The 26505-nt window shown below is 41.3% G+C and carries 27 protein-coding genes; 9 read left to right on the top strand and 18 right to left on the bottom strand.

The window, feature by feature from the left end; genetic code table 11:
- The first annotated feature begins 304 nt into the window (after window positions 1–304).
- The gene (locus ACFFAP_RS01525) at window positions 305–1168 is read left to right on the top strand and encodes a M48 family metallopeptidase (protein ID WP_375509565.1); all 864 of its coding nucleotides are present in this window, start codon (window positions 305–307) and stop codon (window positions 1166–1168) included.
- A 99-nt stretch (window positions 1169–1267) separates the two neighbouring features.
- Here ACFFAP_RS01525 and ACFFAP_RS01530 read toward each other — a convergent pair whose 3' ends face one another.
- Window positions 1268–2023, bottom strand: coding sequence for a metallophosphoesterase family protein (locus tag ACFFAP_RS01530; protein WP_375509566.1), 756 nt, complete (start codon window positions 2021–2023; stop codon window positions 1268–1270).
- 251 nt (window positions 2024–2274) lie between these two features.
- On the opposite strand from ACFFAP_RS01530, the gene ACFFAP_RS01535 reads away from it, so the two are divergent.
- Window positions 2275–2559, top strand: a complete 285-nt coding sequence (locus tag ACFFAP_RS01535; RefSeq protein WP_375509567.1) for a DUF2470 domain-containing protein — start codon at window positions 2275–2277, stop codon at window positions 2557–2559.
- A gap of 61 nt (window positions 2560–2620) precedes the next feature.
- Here the strand turns inward: ACFFAP_RS01535 and ACFFAP_RS01540 are convergent, their stop codons facing one another.
- Entirely contained in the window at window positions 2621–5767 is a 3147-nt protein-coding gene (locus ACFFAP_RS01540; RefSeq protein ID WP_375509568.1) for a plasmid replication protein, CyRepA1 family, read from the bottom strand.
- A gap of 415 nt (window positions 5768–6182) precedes the next feature.
- On the opposite strand from ACFFAP_RS01540, the gene ACFFAP_RS01545 reads away from it, so the two are divergent.
- Both ACFFAP_RS01545 and ACFFAP_RS01550 read left to right on the top strand, forming a co-directional pair.
- A complete protein-coding gene (locus tag ACFFAP_RS01545; protein ID WP_375509569.1) occupies window positions 6183–6464 on the top strand; it encodes a hypothetical protein in 282 nt (93 codons plus the stop codon).
- 225 nt (window positions 6465–6689) lie between these two features.
- The gene (locus tag ACFFAP_RS01550) at window positions 6690–7754 is read left to right on the top strand and encodes a tetratricopeptide repeat protein (protein WP_375509570.1); all 1065 of its coding nucleotides are present in this window, start codon (window positions 6690–6692) and stop codon (window positions 7752–7754) included.
- Between the two features lie 115 nt (window positions 7755–7869).
- Here ACFFAP_RS01550 and ACFFAP_RS01555 read toward each other — a convergent pair whose 3' ends face one another.
- Window positions 7870–8121, bottom strand: coding sequence for a hypothetical protein (locus tag ACFFAP_RS01555; protein ID WP_375509571.1), 252 nt, complete (start codon window positions 8119–8121; stop codon window positions 7870–7872).
- Between the two features lie 175 nt (window positions 8122–8296).
- Here ACFFAP_RS01555 and ACFFAP_RS01560 point away from each other — a divergent pair, with 175 nt between their 5' ends.
- On the top strand, window positions 8297–8554 hold the full coding sequence (locus tag ACFFAP_RS01560; protein WP_375509572.1) for a hypothetical protein: 258 nt from the start codon (window positions 8297–8299) through the stop codon (window positions 8552–8554).
- Window positions 8544–8969: a type II toxin-antitoxin system VapC family toxin gene (locus ACFFAP_RS01565; protein WP_375509573.1), complete on the top strand. Its 426-nt coding sequence runs from the start codon at window positions 8544–8546 to the stop codon at window positions 8967–8969. Before ACFFAP_RS01560 ends, ACFFAP_RS01565 begins: the two co-directional genes overlap by 11 nt.
- Window positions 8970–9032: 63 nt before the next feature.
- On the opposite strand, the gene bchB is transcribed toward ACFFAP_RS01565, so the two are convergent.
- The 3 genes from bchB to ACFFAP_RS01580 form a co-directional block, all read right to left on the bottom strand.
- A complete protein-coding gene (gene bchB, locus ACFFAP_RS01570; RefSeq protein WP_375509574.1) occupies window positions 9033–10559 on the bottom strand; it encodes a ferredoxin:protochlorophyllide reductase (ATP-dependent) subunit B in 1527 nt (508 codons plus the stop codon).
- A 475-nt stretch (window positions 10560–11034) separates the two neighbouring features.
- Window positions 11035–11604, bottom strand: coding sequence for a peptidylprolyl isomerase (locus ACFFAP_RS01575; RefSeq protein WP_375509575.1), 570 nt, complete (start codon window positions 11602–11604; stop codon window positions 11035–11037).
- Between the two features lie 121 nt (window positions 11605–11725).
- Complete coding sequence (locus tag ACFFAP_RS01580; RefSeq protein WP_375509576.1) at window positions 11726–13705, bottom strand: primary-amine oxidase; 1980 nt, start codon at window positions 13703–13705, stop codon at window positions 11726–11728.
- Window positions 13706–13897: 192 nt separating this feature from the next.
- Here ACFFAP_RS01580 and ACFFAP_RS01585 point away from each other — a divergent pair, with 192 nt between their 5' ends.
- Window positions 13898–14401, top strand: a complete 504-nt coding sequence (locus ACFFAP_RS01585) for an NINE protein (protein ID WP_375509577.1) — start codon at window positions 13898–13900, stop codon at window positions 14399–14401.
- A 145-nt stretch (window positions 14402–14546) separates the two neighbouring features.
- On the opposite strand, the gene ACFFAP_RS01590 is transcribed toward ACFFAP_RS01585, so the two are convergent.
- The 4 genes from ACFFAP_RS01590 to rpmI form a co-directional block, all read right to left on the bottom strand.
- Complete coding sequence (locus tag ACFFAP_RS01590; RefSeq protein WP_375509578.1) at window positions 14547–15071, bottom strand: tetratricopeptide repeat protein; 525 nt, start codon at window positions 15069–15071, stop codon at window positions 14547–14549.
- Between the two features lie 89 nt (window positions 15072–15160).
- On the bottom strand, window positions 15161–15988 hold the full coding sequence (locus ACFFAP_RS01595) for a transporter substrate-binding domain-containing protein (RefSeq protein ID WP_375509579.1): 828 nt from the start codon (window positions 15986–15988) through the stop codon (window positions 15161–15163).
- Window positions 15989–16000: 12 nt separating this feature from the next.
- Entirely contained in the window at window positions 16001–16357 is a 357-nt protein-coding gene (gene rplT, locus ACFFAP_RS01600; protein WP_375509580.1) for a 50S ribosomal protein L20, read from the bottom strand.
- Between the two features lie 19 nt (window positions 16358–16376).
- Window positions 16377–16574, bottom strand: a complete 198-nt coding sequence (gene rpmI / locus ACFFAP_RS01605) for a 50S ribosomal protein L35 (RefSeq protein WP_109007939.1) — start codon at window positions 16572–16574, stop codon at window positions 16377–16379.
- Window positions 16575–16702: 128 nt separating this feature from the next.
- Between rpmI and ACFFAP_RS01610 the strand changes: the two genes are divergently transcribed.
- Entirely contained in the window at window positions 16703–17224 is a 522-nt protein-coding gene (locus ACFFAP_RS01610; RefSeq protein ID WP_375509595.1) for a GrpB family protein, read from the top strand.
- Window positions 17225–17388: 164 nt separating this feature from the next.
- Here ACFFAP_RS01610 and ACFFAP_RS01615 read toward each other — a convergent pair whose 3' ends face one another.
- The 4 genes from ACFFAP_RS01615 to ACFFAP_RS01630 form a co-directional block, all read right to left on the bottom strand.
- Window positions 17389–19449 (bottom strand): ribonuclease catalytic domain-containing protein, encoded by a 2061-nt coding sequence (locus ACFFAP_RS01615; protein ID WP_375509581.1) that lies wholly within the window; start codon window positions 19447–19449, stop codon window positions 17389–17391.
- A 143-nt stretch (window positions 19450–19592) separates the two neighbouring features.
- Window positions 19593–19808 (bottom strand): 30S ribosomal protein S18, encoded by a 216-nt coding sequence (gene rpsR / locus ACFFAP_RS01620; RefSeq protein WP_012411240.1) that lies wholly within the window; start codon window positions 19806–19808, stop codon window positions 19593–19595.
- Window positions 19809–19810: 2 nt separating this feature from the next.
- On the bottom strand, window positions 19811–20005 hold the full coding sequence (rpmG, locus tag ACFFAP_RS01625; RefSeq protein WP_094333178.1) for a 50S ribosomal protein L33: 195 nt from the start codon (window positions 20003–20005) through the stop codon (window positions 19811–19813).
- Window positions 20006–20048: 43 nt separating this feature from the next.
- On the bottom strand, window positions 20049–20606 hold the full coding sequence (locus ACFFAP_RS01630) for an RDD family protein (RefSeq protein ID WP_375509582.1): 558 nt from the start codon (window positions 20604–20606) through the stop codon (window positions 20049–20051).
- 839 nt (window positions 20607–21445) lie between these two features.
- Between ACFFAP_RS01630 and ACFFAP_RS01635 the strand changes: the two genes are divergently transcribed.
- Window positions 21446–23113 (top strand): MBL fold metallo-hydrolase, encoded by a 1668-nt coding sequence (locus ACFFAP_RS01635; protein ID WP_375509583.1) that lies wholly within the window; start codon window positions 21446–21448, stop codon window positions 23111–23113.
- An 84-nt stretch (window positions 23114–23197) separates the two neighbouring features.
- Here ACFFAP_RS01635 and ACFFAP_RS01640 read toward each other — a convergent pair whose 3' ends face one another.
- The 4 genes from ACFFAP_RS01640 to ACFFAP_RS01655 all read right to left on the bottom strand — a co-directional run bounded on the left by ACFFAP_RS01640 (window position 23198) and on the right by ACFFAP_RS01655 (window position 26242).
- Window positions 23198–23509, bottom strand: a complete 312-nt coding sequence (locus tag ACFFAP_RS01640) for a DUF6679 family protein (RefSeq protein WP_012408115.1) — start codon at window positions 23507–23509, stop codon at window positions 23198–23200.
- A gap of 645 nt (window positions 23510–24154) precedes the next feature.
- The gene (locus ACFFAP_RS01645) at window positions 24155–24373 is read right to left on the bottom strand and encodes a hypothetical protein (protein ID WP_375509584.1); all 219 of its coding nucleotides are present in this window, start codon (window positions 24371–24373) and stop codon (window positions 24155–24157) included.
- Window positions 24374–24664: 291 nt separating this feature from the next.
- Window positions 24665–25453, bottom strand: a complete 789-nt coding sequence (locus tag ACFFAP_RS01650) for a Nif3-like dinuclear metal center hexameric protein (RefSeq protein WP_375509585.1) — start codon at window positions 25451–25453, stop codon at window positions 24665–24667.
- A 39-nt stretch (window positions 25454–25492) separates the two neighbouring features.
- Window positions 25493–26242, bottom strand: coding sequence for a hypothetical protein (locus ACFFAP_RS01655; RefSeq protein ID WP_375509586.1), 750 nt, complete (start codon window positions 26240–26242; stop codon window positions 25493–25495).
- Window positions 26243–26505: the final 263 nt, after the last annotated feature.

Below are 26505 nucleotides of genomic sequence, written 5' to 3' on the forward strand. Positions count from 1 at the left end.
AAAAGCGGCTGGGCATTGCGGTTATGCGACAGTTTATCACGAGTTCGGAAGTTCGCAAGGGTGGCAGCTAACCCTCAAACTTTTGCCTGTTAAGACTGACACACCCAAAATAGTAATATCTAGTGTTTAAGCCTATTTCAAGAGGGAATCTCTAACCAGCGCAATTCGGTAGATTTGCCTAAACATTAGCTGTATAACAACTCCTTTGGTCTTGATTTAAGAATGCAACTTAGAATACTCTAAATCCGTCTCATAATTTGTCCCATCATTTTATGTTCTCCCAAAATAATCTTCAGAGCGTATTATGTTCAACTGGAAAAGTTTTGTTGCAAATTACCGTGTGTGGCGGCGTAGCTGGTTTTATCCTTTAATTTCAGTGATAGTTGCCTTGAGTCTGTGCCTGAGTACACCGTTACCTGGAAGAACTTTAGACTTTTTGCCTCTTCTACTCCAAGGAGTTCAGGCATTTCAGCTTTCTAATATGTCCCCTCGCCAGGAAGTTGATCTGGGTAAGCAGATTAATCAAGAATTAGTAGGCAGTGAAGTGCGGCTTTACCGGAATCCAGAAGTTAATCGCTATGTGGAACAAGTTGGTCGGCGTTTAGCAGCTAATAGCGATCGCCCCGATCTCCCCTATACTTTCCAAGTAGTTCAGGATGACAGTATTAATGCTTTTGCTACCTTGGGCGGCTATGTATATGTCCATACGGGTTTGCTGAAAACCGCAGACAATGAAGCGGAACTAGCAAGTGTACTCGCCCATGAAATTGGTCACATTGGCGGTAAACACGTAGTTAAACAGATGCAGCAAAAAGCGCTCGAAAGTGGTCTATTAACAGCAGCTGGCTTAGACCGGAATACGGCGGTGCAAATTGGTGTACAGTTAGCGCGAGACTTGCCACGCAGTCGTAACAATGAATTTGAGGCTGATCAAAGAGGGTTAAGAACTTTGACACGGACTGGTTACGCCCAGTCTGCAATGGTTTCCTTTATGCAAAAGCTGCTGAAAAAGGGTGGTTCTGCCCCGACATTTTTGAGTACGCACCCCGGAACGAGCGATCGCATTGATGCCCTCAGACGTGCAATTAACTCTCAACCTAGTAAGGGAAATTACGGCTTGGATAAGGCTAGTTATAAAGCTAAGATTCGACTATTAGTAAGGTCTTGAGGGTATTAGGCAATTGGCATTGGGTATTCTCCTTGTCTCCCTCATCCCCCTCAACTCCACACTCCCCACTCCCCACTCCCCACTCATCTCGAATATTGCTTAATTCTTATTGCGGCGATCGACTTTGATTTTCGCTGGATCAACTCTAATCACTACATCTTCTAAAGGCAGGGTACGGAGATAGTCTTTAAAAATATTAACTTGATAAACCAGGTTATTTGTGACATCTAGTCCAGTCAACCAGCCACTCCGGGGATGATAAGCGCCAGTATCTATGTCTAGCCATCCCTGCCCTTGTGCCAGTTTACCAGGAGAAACACCCGGCAGAGTAAAGGTAATGGTGTGACCGATGATAATGAGCTTATCTGGAAAGTAGGGTTTTTCAATGCTGTGAAATTCTTCTCGTATCCAGCACAGTTCATCGGTAGTTTGTTCTGTCACCGACTTGCAAGGATCAACACCAGCATGAGTTAACCAAATATCCCCCAAGTCGAGATATGTAGGCAAACTCTTGAACCAATCCAGATGGTCATCAGGAATAGAAGCTTCGTGGTAACTGGCTACAGTAGCTTGCCCCCCACTGTACAGCCATGCTTGCATCGTCGGGGAGGAAGTTCTTTCATTGGTCAGAATGTTTAATAACATCTGCTCATGATTTCCCAGCAAACATGGGTAGTTATGTCGCTTGACAAAATTTACTACTTGTGAGCTATGAGGCCCACGATCAATTAAGTCTCCCAGAAAATAGATTTGATCGTCTGACGTGGGGGCGATTGCCTCCAACAATGTCATCAAACCTTCATAGTGGCCATGCACATCCCCAATTACAATTCGTCTGGGGCTAGTTTCGCTCATTGTCTCTTGGCTTCAATAGTTTGGCTAATACTTCTGCTACAGTTTAAGCTGTTTGGTTTCCATAATAGAAGGTAAAAATACTGAATAAGTTTTATTTAAATTTAATTATTTACGTGTAAATAATATTAATTTATGATAAACCGGGTAAAATGCAAAATTTTGAGTGCTAAGAAAGAAAATCAGTAAATTTCATTCGCGTTATTAGCTTAAAATTTAAGCTGTTGCTGTATTGCTCACTTTCTATCTCAACAATGTCTAAGGATTTTTCTGCTGATATTAGTTCGCGCATCTGCAAGCACATGAATGATGATCATGCTGATGCCATAGTTGTGTATGCTAAGGCTTTTGGCGGTATAAGAAATGCGATCGCAGCACAAATGCTGTCAATTGATGCACAAGGTATGGATTTGACAGCGCAAGTGAATGGGGAAGCTGTGCCAGTTCGCATTGAGTTTGATCATGTTTTAGCAGATGCGGAAGATGCCCATCAAACTTTAATTGCGATGGTGAAGCAGGCGCGGGTGAAGGCAAAGTAGAAATTGGGCTAATTGTATGACTAATGCTTGGGTGTCTTTAGACATGCCGTTTCGCTTTATCTTAGCTGTTAAGGATATTGGCTACTGTGGCATAAGCCTTGGTTTGGATAATTTCAAACTTCCAGTCTGAAGAATAATCAGGCAACTCATAGCCAACACTCTTAACATGAGCCAACATCAACTCATCTCGTTGATGCCAAACTGCAAATATTCTCTCTCTGCCATCATAAAGCGTTTCTAGGTCGATTTGATAAACCTCATTTATCCGCTTTAGTTTCAAGCCTAACAAATTTAACAGTCGGCTGAGTATTTTTATTGCCGAAATCTGCTCTTTCTCGCCGACTAAGTTAATACTAAGCGCTCTCTTAATATGCTTACTATGCTGAAAAACAACATTTTTCAGCAATATTAAATCTGGATTACTCTCGGTAAATTCTCGTTCTGCTTCGAGAAACTGAAGTATTCTCAAAGCTCTCATAGCCTCAACTTTGAGCGTGTAAGTTTTTAAATCTGGCAGAAAAACTTTCCCTTCACCCCAAGACAATTGCTGATGCCATTCTTGCTGATCTCTGACGTGAAAATACTCGCTTTCGTGAGTTAGATAATAATGAATTAACAGTTGACGATAATATCCGTGGTCATCCTGCAATTTCAGGCAAGGAGTAACTTCTACACCATACCTTTGCCTAAGGACATATTTATTGATTTGGTTGCGTTCTCCATCAGTCAGAGAATGCTTCATTAATAACTGCTCATATTCTACATAATCGATATCTTTAGCATTAGCTACAGCAGTTGCTACAGATAGTTGATTTTGCTGCTTAATATCTTTAATTTTGCGTTTAATATCTTTAGCTTTTTGACGGCTTTGCGTCCAATCTTTTTGAACTTTGACAATTTCTAAAATTAATCTTCTGCGGGTAGCTAAATCATCAGCGTCAGTTGCCAAAAACGCCAGGCGTAAATCTCGAATAATATTATTGTGAACAGCATTACTCCGCATCTGAATTTGATGTCCATCAGCAATCAAACCATCTTGCATTGATTGACGGTAGAGGCGGATAGAGGCATTTACCCGTGCAGATAACTTGGCCCAAGTTCGCAAATGAATCGGATCATAAACTAAAGGTAAATCCACATCTATTTTATGTAGTGGACTAAGCAAAGCTAAGTTTTCTTTTTGATTTTCTTGATACCAATCAGATAGCAAGCGATAATTTGTACTACCACTACCAATTAAGCCAATACCTCGTTTAGCGCACCAGACGACACGCGGCACATCATCCCGCACTCTTGCTAATGCTTGTCTTGCTTCTGAGTCAGGAATTACCCCTTGAAAAATGCCATAAACTCGGTCGAAATGTTGGACATCAATACTAATTCCTGTACCAAGGCTTGGGGTAACAAAAACGCCGTCATATTCAGAGATTTTTTGGTTGATAGCTGCGATAAAATCAACCGCTGCGTGGCCGGGTGTGTTTGTAGTGTGGCTACTAACCACCAAAGTTTTAGGAAATTGCCTTCGTAATTTTTGTAACCGCTCTTTCAGATAACGCTCAATTGTTTCACAACTGTAACGCCCAGCGCGACTATCGGTAGTAACATAACATTTACGTCCAGCAAGTAAATCTAATTCCAGTTGGTGAATTAGCGGTGTTGGATTCGGCGAATCATAAAAAGTTACGTCCCAACCATGCTGAGGTTTCCACTGGTTAAGAACTACCCAAGGTGTTAATTTAATTCCTGCCAATCCCTGTAAATATTCAAGTGACACATCTGATAAATCGGCATCTTGGGCAATTACTAATCCCCCAGTTGTTAAAACTGTAGAAATTAGTCGCTGGAATAATTTTAATATTTTTACACGCTTGTGTTTACAAGTATTACTGTTTAATAGATGCCACAAAGATTGCTCCACCTCATCCAGAATTACTATTGCTCCCCGCCAATTTTCCAGGTTAAGTTTCCAAATAGAATCAACGCACAATCCAAGAGAGTGCTGAGGAGAGAGAGAGCGAAGAATGGGAGGAGCGGGGGTAAGTGTTTTATCAATCCTTTTATCCGCATCTTCTTTATGTGTTCCCCATTGAATACCAATTTTATCACACAAAAATCTTCCTAGTAGGATTCTGTGAGTAATTAACAAAACGGGTTGATTTCTAATTTTTGCTTGCTGAACAACGGCTTGCAGTGCTGTAGTTTTACCTGTTCCTTTTGCTGATTTGACTCCTACTAATCCAGAGGTGGGGAAAGGTATTTCACTTATATAAGGGCGATTGAAGGTGAGTGCAGCAGGAATGCTTAACTCGGTGTGGGGTTTGGTTTGAGCAAGATAAATTTCTAAATCAACACTTTGACGATAAACTTTCTCGAAACTACTTGCACCTTTAGCAACGATAAACTCATCAACTCCTTTTTCTATTCCTGGAAGTTCAATGACTTTAACAGTGCAATTTTTTTGCTGGAATAAACAACCAAGCTGGGAAATGGCATTATTTACAGCAGCAATTGTTTTAGGTTGAGTTTCAAAATCAAAGCAAATATAAAAGCTACGCTTTGTAATTGCAAACGCTGCTAAATCAGGAATTAGCTGACGACGGGTAACTTTGCCAAATTCATCTTTAACAACCCGATAACCACTGGTAATTCCGGGAATGGCAATAGCTGCATATCCTTGCGTCAAAAGCGTTGCTGCTTTCTTCACACCCTCGCAAAGAATGAGCGGAATGTTCTGTTGCATCACCCATTGCCAAAAGCCTTCAGCTTCACCATCAGCAGTAATGGTGATATTGTCAGGCATAACCAGATTGTAACGTCCAGCGACTTGCTGCCATACTTGCAGCGTTACGCGCAAACAAAATATCCGCGTTGGTGTGCTAGGGGGATGCTCGTATTTGATGGATTTACCATTGTGATTCTGTCGGGGCTGGTTTGGCTTAAAGCATCCCCATTCCATCATTTGCCAATTATTCAAAGGGTCTAGCCCCGAACACCACCAACCACCTTCAGTGATATGAGCATAACGCTGCAACCATCCACTTTTCACCATTCCGGTATTGGTGCGAGGGAGTAGCTCAGAAATCAATAGGTACTCATAAGCTGTTACGCCTTGGAGCGACTTAAAATTGAGTTGCGCTAAGTGTAAGTCTATACCACTACTCTTGACTAATTCTTCAAGGTGTTGGGGGTGTAAGTAGTGCAGATGCATAGGGAAAGGCACGAAGGGAAGACAATGAGATTAAAACATTAACATGCATCTGCTTTTTTTCTCTAAGAGAGATTGCGATGCTTTTATGATGCTTTTTTTACTTCGTTATAGGAGATACATCGGTTCGGATATTAGTAGGTTATTCTGCCTATTAGATCCCCGAAGTAATAATTTTGTATTGTGATATTTGTTCGCTATTAATTTTTATTTATCAGTAAATTTTTCTGTTAAGCAATGCGATCGCTTGAGGGGTTACCGCAGCGATCGCTATGGGGTGACATTTTGCAAGACAAGCGTTGTCAGGATTCATAGATGCACAGTAGGTTGTCGTCAGATATTACTTTTGGGATAAAAGCCTATTATTCTGGCTAGAAGCGATGAGTTACACTATTAAGCAAAGATGGTGTCTGTAAACATGGATTCTCTCAAAGAAAATATTTTAGAGAAACTAGAACACCTTCGAGAAAATGCACAGCAGGAAGTTCTAGATTTCTTACAGTTTCTAGAGTGGCGAAAACAGAATCGTCAGGAATCTCAGTTATCTGTAGTCAGTGAAGAATCGGATGCAGCATGGCTAGAGACTGACTTATCAAATTTGGGTAGCTATGAACCTTATGATTGGCAAACCGGTGAACTAGATAAGGGTTTGCCTATTAAGTATGTTTCTGGGATGGGAGTAGTAATTGTTGAAGAATGACAACTCGTTCTTTACAGTTTGGGGACGTTGTAACAGCACGTTTTCCTCAACAAAACCCCCAAGGTCGTGAGCAAGAAGGTTATAGACCTGCAAATGTTATTAGTATAATCACTTTAAACTGCCCTGTATATATCATATATTAATAAATTTTAACCCGTATAATTTCCGAGGCTACCCAATAAGTCTAAAACAGAAAATGTAGATGTGTATTTAGAGGGTGTAGCCATGTCAGAAAGTTCAGCTTTTGCTCGTGTGTTTAACTTAGGAGTAGACCTTCTTCAGAAAGGAGATAAGCAAGGAGCAATTATGGCTTGGAACGAAGCATTAAGTCTGAATCATAATAATTCCCATGCTTACTATTATAGAGGTGTCACCAAAGCTGAGATAGGAGATTACAACGGTGCAGTTGAAGACTTGAACCAGGCACTCCGTATCACTCCCCAATATTTAAATGCTAAACGTAAATTAGAAAAAATATATCAAGATTTATCACCAGATGTCTTTACACCTCAAGCAAATGACCATCTTACACGCTATCGACGTGGAATATTTAGATTACAATTTCAAGAGTATGAAGAAGCAATCAAAGAATTCAATCAATCATTACACATTAGTCATGATTTTGCACCAGCATACTACAATCGAGGAAAGAGCTTTCATAAATTGAAAAAAAATGATGAAGCTGCTAAAGACTTTCAAATAGCTGCCAAATTATTTTGTGAAAATGGTCAATCAGAAAAACTAGCTGTTTGGAATCCATTTGAGTTAGGTGAGTCTAAGAGAGAGGAAGCAATTTCTTATCTTATTACATATTTATCAAGAACAAGTTCCTATGATGACAAAAGATTAGCCGCATCAGCTATACGCAAACTTGCTATAAACTTCAAAACTGTTCCTGATTTAGCTATTAATCTTTTATTAGATAACTTAACTCATCCTGCTCCACAGGTTAGACAGTATGTTTTAAAGGCTCTTACAGTTATCAACTTACCTAGTTATGTAATTCCAAATATTGAAGAAATAGCTAAGAATGATCCCAAAGTATATAATAGAAAGATAGCAGAAGATATGTTACAAAAATTAAAACCTGTTTCTCATAAAAGATTCCAAAATCACAATAAATATGAACCAGATCATATACATTCTGTAAAGGAAGCAGATGTGGATTCGGAAGAATTTAGTCATTCTTGGAATCAAGAATATTTTTATGAACAGGCACATGACACATCTATGGATTATGGTTATTTGGATGACCTAAGTAATCCAGAGGATTATCTTTACAATTATTAATCTTTGATAAGAGTGAGGACGTTATTTTTAAGTAACGCCTCTGTATCAAAAGCGTTGATTTTTTTGAAACCGCGATCGCAGAGAAAAGTCAGCCATGAGTTTGATTTTTTCTCCTTTAAACTGTCTGTCTTGTATCATTTTCAATACTTCCCCAGGTTTCAGGTAGAGGGTTAACCCAGGAAATAGGCACGGTAACTACATCTAGAGTTTCACCGTCTTTAAAGATTTCTAAAATATATCCTGGCTCTTGCTGAGTTTTAATAGGACGCAGATGATCCAACACAACTCCTCTATCGCCAGCTTTTACAGGGCTGTTAGGAACATGCTGCTTCAGTTCTACCCACTGAAATAAACTAGCTGTTGTCATCGTTTAATTCTCCCGTGATTTATCAGGATATAGTGTTATAAATAGTTGCGATTGTTCCCAAGCTAAACAAAGGCTTTCTTCCACTTGCTATTTGGACATATAATGAGATTCTGAACATCTTAGTTAAATACTCATTTTATAATGTTCTTTTTATCATTTATAACTGGTGATTAAAATGGCTAAAACATTAACAATACAGTTGTCAGACGACTTAGAAAGTAAATTAACTGCTCAGGCGCAAAAACTGAATCTATCTTTAGAAGATTTAATTCTGCAATCGTTATCTCAATCAGCTAAACAGGAAAATATCTCCGAATTCGATCCAATTTTACCTTTACTAGGTACATTGAAATTTGATAATTCTGATATAGGAGAAAACCACGATCAATATCTCCAGCAAAGTTTGCAGCAGGAATTAAAGATTGGCGAATAAAGTCTTTATAGATACATCGGGATGGGCTAATTTATTTATTGCAACTGAGTCCTACCATGAACAAGCAAAGCAGTGGTTTCAACATAAGCGTCAGCAAAATCAAGCAATGGTAACAACTAATTATGTTGTTATTGAACTGGTGGCTTTGCTGAATAGCCCTTTACGCGTACCTCGTCCGCAGTTATTTAAATATATAGAAGCTGTCAGAACTGCTCCTTATATCAACTTGATTTATATTGAACCAGCAATAGATTCAGTAGCTTGGGAACTACTCAAAACTAGAGAAGATAAAGCTTGGTCTTTGGTGGATAGCACTTCTTTTATAGTCATGCAACAGCTTGGCATTAAAGAGGCATTAACCACAGATCACCACTTTGAACAAGCTGGCTTTATTCGTCTGCTGAAGTCACAATAAGTAATAATAAAAGGCATTCATTAAGATATGCCCTTTATTATTAAAAATTGCTAACCCGTTAACTTACGCCCCGACAGCTTCCTTGGCAGCATACAACACCTCAGCGTTGATTTCCTTGAAACCGCGATCGCGGGCAAATTTCTCGGTATTACGCTTCACTTTCCCGCGCACAAATCCCGGAATCTTATTCAATTCTGCTTGACCATCTTTTGTCCAATTCAAATCAGAATCAGCAGAAATTCCCCTAGTAATAACTTCTTTGGTATCATGACCACCGAAGATTTCTAACAGGTGATCTTCCATTCCCAAAGTGAAGGAATTGTAGATCAAATCTGTAATCTGATTCGTGCCTTCGTAACCCATAAATGGTTTGTAACCAATAGGGAAGTTTTGGACGTGGATTGGTGCAGCAATTACGCCACAGGGAATATCCAAGCGTTTACCAACGTGGCGTTCCATTTGGGTGCCGAAAATGGCAGAGGGTTCGACACGAGCGATCGCATCCCCAATTGCACCATGATCTTCAGAAATTAGCACTTCATCGCAATACTCGCTAACTTGTTCGCGGAACCAATCTGCATCATATTTACAGTAGGTTCCAGCCCAAACAACATGAATCCCCATTTCTCGCGCCAGAATCTTGGTAATAGCAGCAGCGTGGGTGTTGTCACCAAAGACTACAGCTTTTTTGCCAGTCAAGTTTTGACAGTCAATCGAACGAGAGAACCAAGCAGCCTGAGATACATACAGGGTTTGCTCATTGATGAAGTCTTCATAGTCAACTTCTGCGCCTTGAGCGTTGATTACCTGCTGAATCTTGCGAATACAACGGGCAGTTTCCACTACACCCATTGGAGTAATGTCTATATAAGGTGTGCCAAATTGTTCTTCCAGGTAACGGGCTGTGGTCAAACCGAGTTCACGGTAAGGCACTAAGTTAAACCAAGCTTTGGGCATCTTCTTCAAGTCGTTCACCGAAGCACCTTCGGGAATTAAGGTATTTACCTCAATTCCCAAGTCAGCCATCAGCCGCTTGAGTTCGGTGCAGTCGTGATTGTTGTGGAAACCAAGGGTGGTAGTACCGATAATGTTAACCGAGGGCTTTGCTGTTTTGCCCTCTGCCAATTCGCCCCGTTTCCGGGCTTTTTCAATGTAGTATTGGACAATTTGATCCAAAGTGCGATCGGCTGCTTGCAGTTCGTTGTAGCGGTAGTGGTTCACATCCGCCAGCATTACGTCTCCTTTAGCTTCCAACTGCGATCGTTCGACAAAGTTGTGTAAATCCTCTTGCAAAATGCTGGAGGTGCAGGTGGGAGTTAACACAATCAAATCTGGGTGTTCCTCAGCATCCTTGCGGACGATGTTATCTACCACCTTTTCTTGGGAGCCGCGTGCTAAAACGTTGCGGTCAACGACACTGGTTGTTACCGGAGTAAAATCTCTCTCCCGCGATAGCATGGAGCGCATGACGTTAAAGTAGTCATCGCCAATAGGGGCGTGCATGATCGCATGGACATTTTTAAAAGAGCTAGCGATTCGCAGAGTGCCGATGTGGGCTGGGCCTGCATACATCCAGTAAGCCAATTTCATGTTTGTGTTCTCCCTTTTCAACAGAAATAACACGGAGTCCGATAAAAGTGGACTATAAGTGCTTGATTATTATTAAATCGTTTCTGATTGTCTCAAAAGTTGTATACCTGATGAAGTGAAGACTTGTAAGGGTTTTAGCTGTGGTGTCTAGGCGTAGGCATCGCTCAAACCTTCTCCCTGATTGGAATCTAGCTTCTGAATTTAACAACATTACTGAAGATTTTTTAAAATAAATCTTAATTTTTCGGCAAATTTGTTTTTAATTTGGGGCGGTGTATTAACCATCACCAATAAATTTAAAAAATTTATGTACAACTTCTCGAAAATTACAAACATCCTCTCAGAGGATGTTTGTAAAAAATCACCCTGTATCAATATCCCCTCTAACCCTCCTTAAACAAGGAAAAAAGGGGATAATAATACTAGCGCAATTTGTTCATTCGAGGGAGTAGAAATTAACTTAGAGAGGTGTTAATTACTGCCGAAAAATTTCTACTTTTTCTAACACTACGTCTTGATTCGGACGATCTCTAGTTGTAGGAACATTGGCGATGCGGTTGACTATATCCATACCTTCAACAACTTTACCAAAAACACTGTGTTTGCGGTCAAGATGAGGCGTTGGCCCTTCTGTAATGAACCATTGCGAACCATTTGTACCGCGTCCTGCATTTGCCATTGAGAGGATACCTGCACTAGAGTGTTTCAATTCAGGATGAAACTCATCTTCAAATTGATATCCCGGGCCACCAGTACCCCACCGATTGGCCATATCCGGATAACGAGCCAGGGGATCGCCACACTGAATCATAAAATCAGGGATGACTCGGTGAAAGCGAACTCCATCGTAGGCAGGAGTCCCTTTCAGAGATTGACCTGTCTTAGGGTCTTTCCAGTCGATTGTCCCGGTTGCTAAACCTACAAAATTTTTGACGGTGTTGGGAGTTTTGTCTTCCTCCAAACGAACTATAATTTGACCCAAGGAAGTAATTAAACGAGCGTGCAGTGTGCCTTCACCGGGAATATTAATTTCTGGAAAATTCATGAGCTATCCTATGAATGAAAACTGCCAGTATTTGACCTACGATAAGCTTATCAGCATTCAAGTTACAGGTTTACGGATTGCGAAAAGACTGAAACCTTGGAAACTTTAGAAAAAGAATATTTTACTCTGGTAAATTAATTGCTGGATTACGGCTAAAGAATCCTCTAGGTACTAGCTTAAAGCCAACTTGGTGAACAGGCATCACAGGCCAATCTTCCGATCGCGGAATATGAGTTACGCCCATTGTGTACCACAGCACGATATCTTCACCCATCAAGGATTCATCGTCTGCAATATATTTTGGTAAACCCTGTCCGGGCTGAGTCTGGTTGGGATAATCACCGCCAGCATAGAGTTCAGCAGGTTTATATTTTGTTACCCAGACGTGGTGAGTTGCAAATTCTGCCTTTTGACGGATGTTTGAGCCTTCCACAGGGAAAAATATGGAATTTCCTCCAGGCATTAGCATATATCCAGGTGCAGCTCCTAACGTATTTTTCTTATCTGCACTAACAATCATCCATTCCCGACTGCTTTTCATATCCAAATCGCGCAAAGCAGATGTTTCGTTTGCTAGTGGGGTTTGTGTAATTGCGATCGCATTTCCTAAAGGATTTTTCTCATCCATCGGCAAAGCTTTCACATTCATTTCCATCACAGAATTAGCCTGTCCATCGACATCGAAATCTAGGCGGTAGTTGAAAAAGTGCTGGTGATTTACTCCGAAGATATTCTTAGCAATTAGCCGACCATAAGAATCATCCTCAGATTGCTTTTGGGCAGCCGTTCCCTGCGCCAGTACGATACCCGTTAATTCATTTTGGACTTCCAAAGTCCCATCTTGGTGAAAAATCCAATTAATGCTGTAATCATAGTTGTCAACGGCCGCAGTCATCGTCATCACTAATTCTCGATTGCGACGGACATCATTACGCTGAGTATTATACTCATAGTGTTTCCAAAGCATTCCGTTATCGCGTTCATAGATACCGATAACTCCTGGTATCTTATAAGGTTCTCCCTGCTGATTAGCAAATACAGCATTTAGCAAAAGACCGTTTTCAGGAATTTCTTTACCTAACTCCATCGTATTTGCTAGCAAACCAAGGTTATATTCTCCAACATCAAATGCATTTCTAAACGACCAAGTAGGATCTGGATCGCCATAAGGAACTACCATTTCTGATAGGCTAGCGCGGTATAAAACTGGTCGAATATTTTCCCCGTCATTGTGCGTCACTTGATAAAGCATTAATCCATTACGAGGATGCATTAAATAGCGAAACTTCCAACCTTGCCAGCTAATTTCATTGTCTTGAATCTGGAAACTTGCACCATTTGGTTGCAGAATCTTTAATGCTTTAGGCGCTGAAAGTAATTTGCCCAAGGACTTTAAATCGTAGTTCCAGTTTTCTTTAGAGAAAGGTACTTTTCCTCTGTCAACAAAACTGGCGATTTTACCCGTGTTTAAATTGACTGTTGCTAAAACTTCTTCAATGGGACTACCGTAATAGTTCCAGCCTTTGCCTTTGTAGTAAGATAAGGCTCGACACAGACGATTACCTGTTGCTTCTTCCTGTTTACTTAAAATTCCTGATGCCCAACAACTAATTGTGACTTGATCAAAATCAGTAATTCCCCGCCTTTGCATCGCTTTTTGCCATCGGAGATCGGCTTTAACTACCTGAGTTGCGAGTTCATATTCTGGATTGACGATCGCAGGTTGAACAGAGGGTATTTCTTTCCAAGAACTTAAGGTTTTGCTTGTGAGATCAACAATTCCTTCATAGGTTTTATTTAGCGATCGCTCATAGATTATCAAAAAAGCTTTTCGCCCAAAAGCTTTACCAGATGTAAATTTCAGAACTTCTTCTTTATCTGGTTCTTGTAAAGCAATCAGTGGAAAAACTGCCATTTCGCTCAAACTTTTTTCTCTTTTGATCGCTGAAACTGCTGTGCTAATTTCTGCCTCGGTTAGCGAAGTCAGAGGATGGGAAATCGAAGCTTGTTGAGCCGTCAATTTTTCCATTAATCCCAGTGAAATAGAAATGACGATAGTGATAGTAATAGCTATCCAAAAAAACTGTAGCCGCTTAATCATTCCTTTACATTCTTTCAACAAACGTATAGTTATTTATTTCTAAGCAATAGCTCAGAAACCGATAGATTAAGAAATTAATTTGCTAACAGTATTTGTAATTATCAAATCCATCACTCTAATCAATTGTTAGCTTTACATTCAAACCTGGGAATACTGTATACAGGTATTCATGGTAAATTGGAGTACACTGTTATGCAGCAAGCAAATTCAGGCGTCGCATACATTCTTTGGTGTTTGTGCTTCTTTGGTATCTGTGGTGGGCAAAGATTCTACACCGGACAGATTGGTAGTGGTTTGATATATTTCTTTACAATTGGTTTTTTTGGGATTGGTCAACTAATCGATTTGGCTCTCATTCCTGGTATGGTTGACAAGCGAAATATTTATCTGCGTGGGTTACATGGTAATGGAACCCCCAGTGTCAATCAATCAATTACGTTGAACATTGGTGAGATTCCCCAACTTCAACAGTTACAAGCCATACAGCCACCAATATCTACAGGTAGTCCAATGCAGAAACTGCTCAAAGCTGCAAAGGAACATAATGGGCAACTTTCCATCGCTCAAGCGGCTATGTATACTGAGCTAGAATCAGAGCATCTGAAAGAGTTGCTTCTTGAAGCAACGAAGATAGGGTACGCTGAAGTCAACAATGATCCAAATACTGGAGCTATCCGTTATCACTTTGATGTCTAAGGTTTAAAAGTAAATATTCATATATTTTCAGATTTAGGACTTACGCATCAATCACGAAATCCGAGGGCAATTCATAAATTGCCCCCACGGGAAATCAAGACTATAATCATCTGTTAATAACTGATCAATTCTGATCCGTTAGCAATCACGCAGAAACTAAACGACGTAAAGATTCAGCACGACGTTTAGCAATAGAGTTATTTGGAGCGAATTTTAGTGCTTCTTCATAACTTTGTAACGCCTGACTAGTTAACTTTTTTTTCTCATAGGCATGACCGAGATTATTCAACCCTGTTACGTAGTCTGGTTTAGATTTGAGGGCTTCTTTATACTGACGAATTGCTAGGTCATATTGCTCTTGGATAAAATAAACATAACCCAGCCCGTTGTAAATGGGGGCAATATTTTCTTCTCCCTCTTCTGGGGCAGCTTTCAGAGCTTTTTGAAACAGCGCGATCGCTTGAGAATACATTTTTTTGTCTGAATAAATACTGGCTAACTCATAATATTCTTGAGTCGTACCTTTTTCTTTCTCTAACTTCTTCCGCAATCTTGCAAAGGAGCCTTCAATCTTACGAGTTTTGAAAATCTGGCGAAAAACACCCACGGCTGCAATTGTGAGTATACCCACCAAAACTGAGAGATAAACAACGGCTAGACTGTTATCCATTGCTGCAAATACAAATATTAAAAGTTACTTCTGTAATCTATTATCAGCCTATTGTCATTTGTCCTTTGTTATTCACTAATGACCAATCACTAATGATCAATTGACGGTAAGCCCCAATATTGAACACGTTGCTGGAGCCAACCTTCTGCTAAGTAACGAGCGATCGCTTGATTCACATTTCGTCTTAACTTATCGTACTGCAATCCTTTGGGCATGACTACAGACAAGGGTTCAGTTGATAGCTTGGTTGGCAGTAGCCGATATTGGGGATATTGTTGCACCCAACCGCTCAAAACGCTAGCATCTGCGGCAAAGGCAAAGGCTGCATTATTTTCTATTTTCTCTCGCGCTTCTTGATATGAATTCACTCCTACTAACTCGGCGTTTGGCACATAGTACCGCACTTGGGCAATGGTGCTGGAGTTATTCAGTACAGCAATTTTTTGTTTTGCCAACTCACTAAACTTCTGCACAGAGGCATCTTTTGTAACTAATACAGTGCCATCCAAATAGTAAGGAACACTTAAACTAACTATGCGGCTGCGAGATTCAGTTGCTGTTACCCTAGCGATCGCAAAATCAACTTTCTTATCTAAGACTACAGACAAGCGATCGCGATTCGCTACGGGTTTCAATTTGACAGCCTCGGCTTTGCCAACCAAGTCAAGTGCCAATCGCTGTGCCAAGTCAATTTCTAAGCCTTGCAAATTACCGTTAGCGTCTCTAAATCCCAACGGACGCAAGTTATCTTTAACGGCAACAGTTAGATAGCCTCGCTGCTGAATTTCTGGCATTTCGGCAGCAGATGCAGTTAATCCTGTCCCCACTATGGAAAAGCAACATATCCAAAAAATAGTGGCGGATAATACCAGATGTAACCGAGTCATTACTTGCAATCTGTTACATCTGTTATACATCCCTTACCACCTTTATCCTTTAGCTTGATTTGCGAGTTCAGCAACTTTGCCGAAGCTAGTTGGATCGAGGATTGCTAATTGTGCCAACATCTTGCGATTTAGTTGGATATCAGCTTTTTTCAAGTTACCAATCAACTGGCTGTAACTCAAGCCGTGTTGCCTTGAAGCAGCGTTGATCCGGGTGATCCACAGGCGACGAAAATCGCGCTTTTTCTTTTTGCGATCGCGGTAGGCACTTCGTAGTGCCTTCATCACTTGTTGGTTGGCAGTTCTAAACAGAGTTGAGTGAGAACCGCGAAAACCTTTAGCTAGTTTGAGAATTTTATTGCGGCGTTTCCGAGCTACATTACCGCGTTTTACCCGAGTCATAACTTATTTCCTTAAATACTTACAAATATGGGAGCATCAAGCGCACGTTAAGTTCATCGCGTTCATGTACAAGCGCACTCTGACGCATACTACGCTTTTTGTCAGAACTTTTATGTTCTAAAAGGTGGCTTTTGAACGCTTTACGACGGACGATTTTGCCGGTGCCGGTGGCACGGAATCGCTTTGCTGCTGCTTTACGAGTCTTTAGTTTAGGCATGGTCTAGCTTTAATTCGACACGATCCATTATTATACTAATAAAATTGCTTGAATGGTAATTAAGTGAACTATTTAACCAACTACCACTGTTATAGACAAAATTAATTTCACCGATAAATGAAGTAAATATAGTCGAATATGACCCACGGTGGCAGACTTTGTTTGCACAAGAAGCCGAGCGGATTTGGCAGGTACTAGGCAATGACTTGGTTGTGGAAATTGAACATATTGGGAGTACGGCAGTACCAGGAATGGCAGGCAAGCCAGTTGTTGACATCATGGTAGGAGTCTGTTCCTTAGTAAATGCGAAATCTACTATTCCGGCATTGGAATCTTTGGGATACGTTTATTGGCGTGAAAATCCAGATCCAGGACGGATGTTTTTTGTGAAAGGAATGCCACCATACGCAAAGCAACGTACTCATCATGTTCACATAGTCGGGGTTGACAGCGAATTTTGCCAGGAGCACAAGCTATTTTGCGACTATCTGAGAAGGCATCCTGAAGAGGCGAAACGATATGAAGCTTTAAAACGCGATTTGGCGGCAAGTTTTCGGAGCGATCGCGAGGCTTATACCAATGGTAAAAATGACTATATCCGGGCTGTGATGGCAAAAGCACAGTGTGAAAAGATGGGGAAAAAAGAGTGAGTGGGTTCAATCACTACGAGTAGAATTCTGGCAAACAGTTCAGCCGAAAATAATTACTTTCTTATGACTTATTGATATATTCGACAGGGGTTAGAGCAAGATTAAAATAATTCGTAATTGATAATACTACCCTTTGGCGAGTATTACAAATGACAAATAACAAATTAATTCGCTGCCGTTTGGGCTTCTTGATAAACTATTTCTTGAAACTGGATCATATCTTTTTGCGGATCGGCGTGGCTAACTTTCACCAATATCTGTTCGCCCAACTTCACAGAACGTTTGAAAACCATTGGTAACTGCAAGCCCAAATCTTCTAACAAAATTAGAGCTAAGTTGCTGTCTTCTCGCAGCCACATCAACACTGTTACATCCCAAGTTTCCTCTGGATGACGGCGTAAATATTCTAGAGCATAATATCTATTAGTTTGCCGTTCCACCATTGTCACCTCTTGGGTAATGCTGGTGACAGTCATCATCACTTCTTTAAGTTGATCTGCGGTAAATGGTAAAACTTCACCCCGCAAATGGGCTTTAAGTTGGAAGTGGGTAAGCAAATCACTGTAACGACGGATGGGAGAGGTTGCTTGGGTGTAAGTATCCAAACCCAAACCAGCATGGCGCAGAGGCGTAATGCTCATTTCGCTCTTGGGCATACAACGACGCATAGCGCAAGCGCGAACGAATCCGGCGGGAAGTAGCAGCAATTCCTCTTCTGGGGGTAATTCTGGTTGCGGCTGACCGCGAAAGGGCAAAGGTATGTTATGAGCTTTACCATAACGAGCTGCAACTTCACCGGCAACAATCATCATTTCAGCCACTACTTGCCGTGATGGGGAATCGTCCAAAATGTCAATATTGATCTCGTCATCTTTGACTTTGATCATCGCTTCCGGCATGGTGATGCTAATTGCCCCTTGGGCGTAACGCCAAGCTTTGCGCTTCTGTGCCCAAGTTGCGATCGCTGCAATTTCCGGTTCTGCCTGTACCCGTAATTGCAGCATTTCATCTACATCTTCGTAGGTGAGACGATAAGTCGGCTTAATCAAGCTGGTATGAATGCTGTAATCTTCTACTACCCCACTTGTACCTAAAATAATTCCGAAACTGAGGGCGCAACAAACCCGTCCCTGGATCAGACTCATTGGCCCAGTCGCTAATACCTCTGGGAACATGGGAATCATCCCCGTAGGTAAATAGACTGTACTACCCCGCTTTCTGGCTTCCAAATCTAATTCATCTTCGGGTACTAACCATCGAGTAGGATCGGCTATATGCACCCACAGGCGTTCTTGCCCATCGGGTAGTACTTCCCAACTCAGACCATCGTCGATTTCTGTGGTAGTTTCATCATCAATGGTGTATACCTTCAGGTGAGTCAGATCAAGGCGGTTTGTATCTGAGTCAATTGGCGGGAAATCCAAACGCTGTTGCGCCACTTCTAATACCTTATTAGGAAATTGGATCGGAATTGAAGAACGACGCAGGAACAAGTTTTCATAAGGACTCCAGCAACCTAAATCCACCAACAGTTGAAAGGCCCCTTGGGGTGTTGTGGGGCGTCCCAGCATGGTCATAGTTTCTAATACTGGAGCGCTTGGCGGATAAGCGCGAGCCAAGGAGTCATAATTGACCCCTGTCCGCACGGTGTCAGCAAGCAACGCGGCGTATTTTTCGAGTCCTTCTAAGCGCTGGCGATCGTGACGCCCCCACTCTACTGCTTCACCTTTGAGCGCCTGCTCTACACGAGTTAAAAATTCCTGCTGTCCCTTAGCTTTTAATGCCTCTACTTCCATCTGGTGCTGGCGTTCTGCCACCTGAGCAGCAGTTCGCGGCTCGTAAGCGTCTCCTTTTTGCTTGAAATAAAGTTTGTCGTCTGATAACAAGCAATAGGCGGCGTAACAAGGAGGCGCAGTTGATTCTGAAAATAGCAGATTCGCCATTTGGTCGGGGGTGACTGTTTCCCCATCCTCAACCAGTAATTCCCAAGCTACTTCTAAGCTAGATGGGTCTAAATAAGGCTTTAGCTGCTCCAAAAAGCTGGCAATCTCTGAGGGCTTGTACGTCTGTCCGGTAACTGTATAAGTTATTTGTCTAGGCGCGAGGCTGTGGGATTGACCACGTTCGTCTACCACAAACCAGCGGGTTTTACCGTCTGGACGTTCTACGATGCCCAGACGGCGATCGCCTTGAACCCTAAATTCAACTAGCGTCCCCTTCTCCACAACTCTCGCACTTGTAATTTGGTGAACAGTTTAAATAGTTTTAAGTTAGGAGTTAGGAGTTAGGAGTTTTGATTCTTAACTCCTGTACAGACGCAATTAATCGCGTCTCTCCTGTACGCGATTAATCGCGTCTCTCCTCATTTTTAGCCTTCCGCATTGATAAATGGCAACAAGGCCACAATCCGCGAACGTTTAATTGCTAATGTCAACTCTCGCTGTTGCTGAGACGTAAGCCCAGTAATCCGACGTGGTAATATTTTACCCCGCTCGGTGACAAACTTACGCAATAAATCAACATCTTTATAATCGATTGGTTCTCCTGGCTTGATTGGAGAAAGACGACGACGGAAATAACTCATCTCTACTTAATTTCCTTATGAACGGTATGTTTGTTGCAGTGGGTGCAGAACTTTTTCAGTTCTAGGCGGTTAGTGGTGTTGCGGCGATTCTTGGTGCTGGTATAACGTGAAACACCAGCAGAACGCTTGTCTGAATTTGTCCGACACTCGGTACACTCTAGTGTCACAATAATGCGGGCACCTTTACTCTTAGCCATAATCTTACAAACAGTGAAGCCTGAAGAGAATTAACACAAATGACTATCTTCTCACATTCCGCCGCATATTATCAACTAATCTTTTGATTTTTATGTCGAGCGAGTAGCCACGACGCGACGAAACGATAAAAGTTCCACAATAGCGATCGTGTAAAGCCTGCCGCATCTGAGCATCAGAGAAGGCAGTCCCACAATCAATTGCTAGGGGAAGTACTAGCAGTATAGCAGTGGGATTGGCTCTAATATTGCTCAGGGCAATTGACACTAAAAGGGCACCCAAGCCGACGATCGCCTCTCGCTTCACCAGTGAGAGCAAATCTGGAATTCTGCCCATTACTTCCCCATCTTCAACTTCTAACACTTTTAAATCGAAGGCCCAACGCCCTAAACTTTGCCCTTGATTGTTGTATGCCACCAGCACCCGCAAAATCAGCCAAAATATCACAAAAACTAGGATTTGCATAAATTGAATCCCGATATCGCCGCCTCCCAGTAGAGAACTGACTAACCAGACACCAAGGAAATCAAGCCCCAATGCCATACCTCGCCGCCCAATTTCAGCCTTTGGATAGTGTTTTTGGGGAAGTCGTTCGATAGTCATACAACACAGGTATTTTTATTTAGGGATTGGGAAATAATTGCTCCTGTTTTTAATATTAAGGTGATGACTTAGCTTTGGCGTTTAGACTTGTTTTGGATGAAGAGAGCGTTTTTGGTAAAGTTTAGTAAATTATTAAACGTTTGTATCCAAAGAGCCTCAAAGGCTTATTTGAACAGTGAGTCAATCCTAACTACTGAGGATTTTTAGAGGGTGTAGAGGATTGCTCTTGGCGTCATATTGGTTTACATCTAGATCAATGGACAGGTGAACCGAAAGGTTCTACAATCTGACTGATTGCGGTAAATTTACCTATTGCCCAATCAACATAAGCATAGTAAAGATTTTCTAGTGATTACGTTTGATTGCGGAAGCATTAAATTAATATAGGAAAGTCTTGAAGTAAGGGGCAGCAAAAAAATGGATGTAAAGCTGATTCTAGCTGGATTGACAGTTATCTTTACGGTTTCGTGCTTATTTTTTGGCACGAAAAATGGATTCTATGATTCAGATAACTATCACGGCAATGGCTCTGCACATTGAGATAAATCTGTAGACGCTTGGGCGACTTCCCGTAGGGTGAGTTGGTTAAGAGCGTTCAGAACTTGCAAAGGGAAAATAAACAAGAGGCATCCTTGAGCTAGTAATTTGATGGCTTCTGGTTAGTCCACCTTTCTGAACCAGTGCGGGTTCGGTAGAGGCGTCCTCCCCAATCAAAAATCTGTATTCTCAGGGTGTAGGGGCGCACGATAAAACTTACCCCTAAGTCACAAAACCAAAATTTTTGTAATTTTTGGCTTTTGAGATATGTCCATGATGATGAGGTTTGAGGGGAGGAGAGCATGAGGGATAATCTGTCGCCATCCTCTCGCGTAGATGCTGCGGAAGGGGGTAGTGAATTAGAATGTTTCCCCTATAGTGTCCAGCATTACGATGAGGGTGTGTGTTTATTGGTGAAGATGGGGCCACACCGCATCCTGTTGGATTGTGGTTTGGAGGATATTTCATCGCTGGCGAAGGGGCTTACTAAGTCGGTACGTGGAGTTGGTTCGCCCTCACCAGCAGATTTCGTTTTAATTAGTCACGCCCACCCAGATCACGCCAGAGGCCTACTGGCACTTCATAAAGCTTTTCCAAAGTTACCTATTTATGGTAGCGAAGTAACCAGCAAGTTACTGCCGTTGAATTGGCTAGACCAAGATCCTGAGAAAATTTCCGAATTTTGTCATGCTTTGCCTTTGCGATCGCCTGTGGAATTCCAAGATGGTTTGGTGGCAGAATTATTTCCCGCAGGGCATCTACCAGGGGCAGTGGCAATTCTCCTTACCTACACCACTAAGCAGCGTACTTACAAGCTACTGTATACAGGAGATTTTTTCCTGTCAAACTCCCGGTTGGTAGAAGGTTTGCGTTTAGAGGAACTGCGAGGATTAGACTTAGATGTGCTAATTATTGAAGGCAGTTATGGTACATCCCGTCATCCTCACCGCCGCAACCAAGAAAATCAACTAGCAGAACGAATTAATCGCGCGATCGCTGATCATTGTTCTGTAATTCTTCCCACTCCTGCTTTAGGGCTGGGTCAAGAATTATTAATGCTCTTACGCTCTCATCACTATTTCACTGGACGAGATTTAGATATCTGGGTAGATGGTGCTGTGGCTACTGGGTGTGATGCCTACTTAGAACTGCTACCCCATCTTCCCCCATCTGTACAGAACTTCGCCCGCCATCAACCCTTATTTTGGGATGAACGGGTGCGTCCTTGCGTGCGTCGTTTACAACCAGAATATCGTCCCACTGTGGGTAAGTCACCTTGTATTGTCCTTACCGACTCTACAGATGATTTGGGTAAGTACTGCCAACTAGACACTGGGCCTTGGCTGATCCTCGTACCAGAAAAAATTGATATAAAAGTTAATAAAGAATATTTAGCACCTACCACTGTTGAAGCTTATCTCTTGGCTCAACATAGTGATGGCCCTGGTACTACGCAGCTAATTCATAATTTGCGACCCCAGCACGTCATTTTTATTCACGGTTCTCCTGCCTACTTGGCAGACCTGACTAGCTTAGAGGAGTTGCAAAACCGCTACCATGTCCATTCTCCGGCGGCTGACACTTTAGTAGAATTGCCTATCGGCGATACATTTTTACAACCCGCAGCACCAGAAACTAATTACGAAGGCGAACTGACAGAGTTGGGAAGAGTAATCACAATCACCCTAGCCGATGTTATTACTACCGATCCACGTTGGCAGCAATTTGCCGATACTGGTTTAATCGAAGCTCGTTGGCAAGGCGAAGAACTAGTATTGAGGGGATTGTCTCAACGAGAATTGCTCAATCAAAATAGCGATCGCTATACATGGACAAATGTAGACTGTTGCGGTACTTGCCGACATCAAAGGGGGCAGCGGTGTTGGAATCCAGCTTCCCCGTTGTATAACTTTAAGGTAACTCTAGAAGGTTACTGTCCTGCTTTTGAAGGTTTGAATGATAGCCAATAGTCATCAATCCGATGCCATTAGTCATTTTTAATTAATGACTAATGACTAATGACTAATGACTAATGACTAATGACTACTAATTAATTATTCTGGATTCGAGTCAGTGTAACGGTTGTGGATGCGTTCGGCTTCGGGACAGTCTTCAGTCATCAAAGGTTCCACATTACCGCGTGGTACTGAAGCCAGTTTTTGCGTTACAGCACCAATGCTCTCGAGACGAACCATTTCTTCCCAAGAACAAACTTCATCCTCTTCTTCTGTTTCATAGCGTAGGGTCACTAAATCTCCCTCTATGTCGATGATGCGGGCGCGTTCAATCCAGCGTTGCTGGTCCCGCAAGAAAACACATACCTCGCGCCCATCGCAACAGAGTTGATAAATCTTGCGGTGTAGCATGTACTGTTTCTGCCTTTTTAAACAACGTAGTTAAACCTATCAAAATCTGGGTTCTACCCAATTACATTACACCTTTAAGAGGTTAATTTCACCGTTCAGAACAAGTACACTTCATCACCCAATCCCAAAACTTGCATGTAGTTGCCAAATATTGAGAAATTTTGGGTCATAAATCAATGCTTGTTTTAGCAATGAACTCAATCTCCCTCCGGCTCATTCTACGGAATGTCTGCTTCATTGAAGTCAAACAATTCGGAACCTGTCCTAACCAGGTTGATATTTGCTGGTGAGTCCTTGTTACCATTATGTAATAAAGAATACTCAAAACCAATCGTTGATTGCGGTTGTTTAACTTGCCTACTTATAATCATTGGCATTGCTGGGAAGTCCGGGGACTTGGTTTTACTTTTACCCATGTGTATATGATCTTAACTCATTCTCTTGCTGACCTTGATGGTTTTCAACAATAACACCTAAATAGTTTTGATTTTTGAAGGTTTTTGCTTGATGATGGCTAACAAAAAGGCAGGGGAGGAAAAAGAGTTATTAGGCAATAATTCTTTCTCCCCCTGCTTCTCTTCTCCCCCTGCTTCCCTTGCTCACCTCAACAAATAACTTTCTCTTTTCCAAACTCTATTGGGAGTATCAGCAAGATTTATATGGTAGCGGAAATTCCATAAGCACGTTCGATGAGGAGGCTTCTCGTTTAATTTTACCTGCCCGAACTGCATCGTATAGGGCTGCAAGGGCTGACAAATCCTCTTCCTTCCAGCATTTAGTGACCAGCACTTGATAGAGTAATCCCTCAGATTCAACACTAAGATATCCAGTTTGGAAAGCAGATTCAACGAGTGTGCGAATCATCTTGGTTAGGACAGAGTAAACAAATTGTTATGTCAAGTGTGGAACATTTCCCTCTGATAATAATTGATATGGAACATGAATATCATGTGATTATCATTACACCTAATTAGTGATTTAGATCACAAAAAGGGGTCACAATATGACATTTAAGTGCATCTATCTATTGATACACGGATACATGTAAAACACTAAATTTCGATTTTATACGTAGGCAGCACATAATTTAACAATTCTTTTAAGATAGGGAAATTTTTAAGTAAGTATCCCCAAAATATAGTGAAACATAAGCAATCAAGCAAAAAACTGGCGGAAATCTTCATCCTTTTGACTTAATTGCACCCAGTCTAAGTTTAAAGACTGGAATTTTTGCACTAAGCGATCGCAAGCCGGACGTTCGGTAGCGTAATGTCCGGCATCGATTAAAATGAGATTGCGATCGCGGCTTTCTTGAAACTGATGAAACTTACAGTCAGAAGTCAGATAAGCTTGAGCACCACTTTTGGCGACGGCTGAAATAAAACTAGCCCCCGAACCACCCAAAACAGCAACTCGTGAAATTGTTTGCTGTAAATCAGCGCTTGGGGAAAAAATCAAATTAGGAGGAGCAAGTCGCCCTTGAATGGTTGCGAGTAATTCATGTAATGTCATAAATGGCTCTAGCAAACCAATACGACCATATCCTAATCCTGCTTGTGTAGGTTGTATAGGAGTAACTTCTTTGAGTTCTAAAATTTGAGCTAAAACGTCAGCAGTACCATCTTGCACTTGGTCAAAATTCGTATGGGCAGTGTAAATACCAATATTGTGGGTAAAGGATAACCGTACCATTTCGGCGATCGCTTCACCACTGCATAAAGATTTGGGAGGAGTAAAAATCAAGGGATGATGGGCAAATATCAGGTTAGCATTTTCTGCGATCGCTTCCTGCATTACTGCCAAAGTCGGTGTCAAACATACCAAAACCCGTGCTTTTTCTTGCAACACTCCTGGTTCAATCTGCCAGCCGCAATTATCCCAGCTTTCACACCAAGTGGGATCTGCCCATGCTTCAAACCAAGTAATTAAGTCAGCAATTTTCATAATTATTTTCTTCAGCAATTTTTAATTTTCAATTGCTAATCAGTGTCTCTGTGGTTGAATATTTAATTTTAATGCTAATTGCTGGCGCATTTCTTGGAAAGGTTTGTTCCAGACAGGGCTAGCATTCCAGTTCCACACTGCTACTGGGATAAGTTCTTCTTGGGCAAGATAAGTTAGTAGACGATATTCATCTTCCGGTTCACGAGAAAAAGTGAAGGGATTACGGTAGCCTGTATCACATAGTTTATAAGATGTGATTTGACCATGATTAATCCGTTGTAAAAGTTCTTTCCCTTTGACGAGCAAATAATCCAAAAAAACCAAACTAAAAGGCTCTATGTGTGCGCGTTTTTGTGGCTCTTTTTGTACCCATCTTGCCCACTCGAACCCATACATAAAATCGTGAACGTAACGGAAGCGCATTTCCGTTTTATTTCCGAACATTTCTGTAAGATAAACCATTTTTTCACCAAAATATTTTAAAAAATTTATAGCACCTTCATCTGCTACTAAAGCCTGCCTAAGCATACTATTTACCAGAAAATCAAAATCCCAGAATATGTTTTCTGGGAAGTTTTGCAACTGAGTACATACTATACTTTCAAGAGTTTCTTGAAGGCTTATGAGGAATTCAATATCAGTGTTGTGTTCAGTAATTAAATTTTCAAATTCTGCAAAACTGGTAATTAATGTTTTTTTGGGATTAAGTGATAATATGTTAATAGACTGTTGGGCAAGGATTTCATCAATAAATTGGAAAGTATGAGTGGGTGTCAGTTCTTGCTTCATAGTAATTGAAATAGCCCAGACAGCTTACAGTAAATATTAGTTTATCTCGTAAAAATCATATTTTTAAAATTTACAAATAAACTTTACTTTTGTATTTACAAATTGACACGAATTATTTAGTGTGGATTTGATTAATTTTCATGACAAAACGATCGCGGCAAAATTTATTTAATGCATATCACCGCGAGTTTATGAGATTATAGCCAAAAGGTAAGCGGAGTAACCAGAGTATTTAAACTCTACAGGACTCCACCTTAAATAAA

The sequence above is a fragment of the uncultured Nostoc sp. genome, from assembly GCF_964245575.1.
Lineage (GTDB): Bacteria > Cyanobacteriota > Cyanobacteriia > Cyanobacteriales > Nostocaceae > Nostoc.

Bases quoted from the DNA above. Each gene is read 5' to 3' on its own strand.
- rpsR (WP_012411240.1), bottom strand. From the start codon at position 19,808: ATGAGTTATTTCCGTCGTCGTCTTTCTCCAATCAAGCCAGGAGAACCA.
- rpmI (WP_109007939.1), bottom strand. From the start codon at position 16,574: ATGCCTAAACTAAAGACTCGTAAAGCAGCAGCAAAGCGATTCCGTGCC.
- ACFFAP_RS01555 (WP_375509571.1), bottom strand. From the start codon at position 8,121: ATGACAACAGCTAGTTTATTTCAGTGGGTAGAACTGAAGCAGCATGTT.
- ACFFAP_RS01645 (WP_375509584.1), bottom strand. From the start codon at position 24,373: ATGATTCGCACACTCGTTGAATCTGCTTTCCAAACTGGATATCTTAGT.
- ACFFAP_RS01655 (WP_375509586.1), bottom strand. From the start codon at position 26,242: ATGAAGCAAGAACTGACACCCACTCATACTTTCCAATTTATTGATGAA.
- ACFFAP_RS01650 (WP_375509585.1), bottom strand. From the start codon at position 25,453: ATGAAAATTGCTGACTTAATTACTTGGTTTGAAGCATGGGCAGATCCC.
- ACFFAP_RS01585 (WP_375509577.1), top strand. From the start codon at position 13,898: ATGCAGCAAGCAAATTCAGGCGTCGCATACATTCTTTGGTGTTTGTGC.
- ACFFAP_RS01575 (WP_375509575.1), bottom strand. From the start codon at position 11,604: ATGAATTTTCCAGAAATTAATATTCCCGGTGAAGGCACACTGCACGCT.
- ACFFAP_RS01595 (WP_375509579.1), bottom strand. From the start codon at position 15,988: ATGTATAACAGATGTAACAGATTGCAAGTAATGACTCGGTTACATCTG.
- ACFFAP_RS01635 (WP_375509583.1), top strand. From the start codon at position 21,446: ATGAGGGATAATCTGTCGCCATCCTCTCGCGTAGATGCTGCGGAAGGG.
- ACFFAP_RS01535 (WP_375509567.1), top strand. From the start codon at position 2,275: ATGTCTAAGGATTTTTCTGCTGATATTAGTTCGCGCATCTGCAAGCAC.
- ACFFAP_RS01560 (WP_375509572.1), top strand. From the start codon at position 8,297: ATGGCTAAAACATTAACAATACAGTTGTCAGACGACTTAGAAAGTAAA.
- ACFFAP_RS01545 (WP_375509569.1), top strand. From the start codon at position 6,183: ATGGATTCTCTCAAAGAAAATATTTTAGAGAAACTAGAACACCTTCGA.
- ACFFAP_RS01530 (WP_375509566.1), bottom strand. From the start codon at position 2,023: ATGAGCGAAACTAGCCCCAGACGAATTGTAATTGGGGATGTGCATGGC.
- ACFFAP_RS01590 (WP_375509578.1), bottom strand. From the start codon at position 15,071: ATGGATAACAGTCTAGCCGTTGTTTATCTCTCAGTTTTGGTGGGTATA.
- ACFFAP_RS01540 (WP_375509568.1), bottom strand. From the start codon at position 5,767: ATGCATCTGCACTACTTACACCCCCAACACCTTGAAGAATTAGTCAAG.
- ACFFAP_RS01525 (WP_375509565.1), top strand. From the start codon at position 305: ATGTTCAACTGGAAAAGTTTTGTTGCAAATTACCGTGTGTGGCGGCGT.
- rplT (WP_375509580.1), bottom strand. From the start codon at position 16,357: ATGACTCGGGTAAAACGCGGTAATGTAGCTCGGAAACGCCGCAATAAA.
- ACFFAP_RS01550 (WP_375509570.1), top strand. From the start codon at position 6,690: ATGTCAGAAAGTTCAGCTTTTGCTCGTGTGTTTAACTTAGGAGTAGAC.
- bchB (WP_375509574.1), bottom strand. From the start codon at position 10,559: ATGAAATTGGCTTACTGGATGTATGCAGGCCCAGCCCACATCGGCACT.
- ACFFAP_RS01630 (WP_375509582.1), bottom strand. From the start codon at position 20,606: ATGACTATCGAACGACTTCCCCAAAAACACTATCCAAAGGCTGAAATT.
- ACFFAP_RS01640 (WP_012408115.1), bottom strand. From the start codon at position 23,509: ATGCTACACCGCAAGATTTATCAACTCTGTTGCGATGGGCGCGAGGTA.
- ACFFAP_RS01580 (WP_375509576.1), bottom strand. From the start codon at position 13,705: ATGATTAAGCGGCTACAGTTTTTTTGGATAGCTATTACTATCACTATC.
- rpmG (WP_094333178.1), bottom strand. From the start codon at position 20,005: ATGGCTAAGAGTAAAGGTGCCCGCATTATTGTGACACTAGAGTGTACC.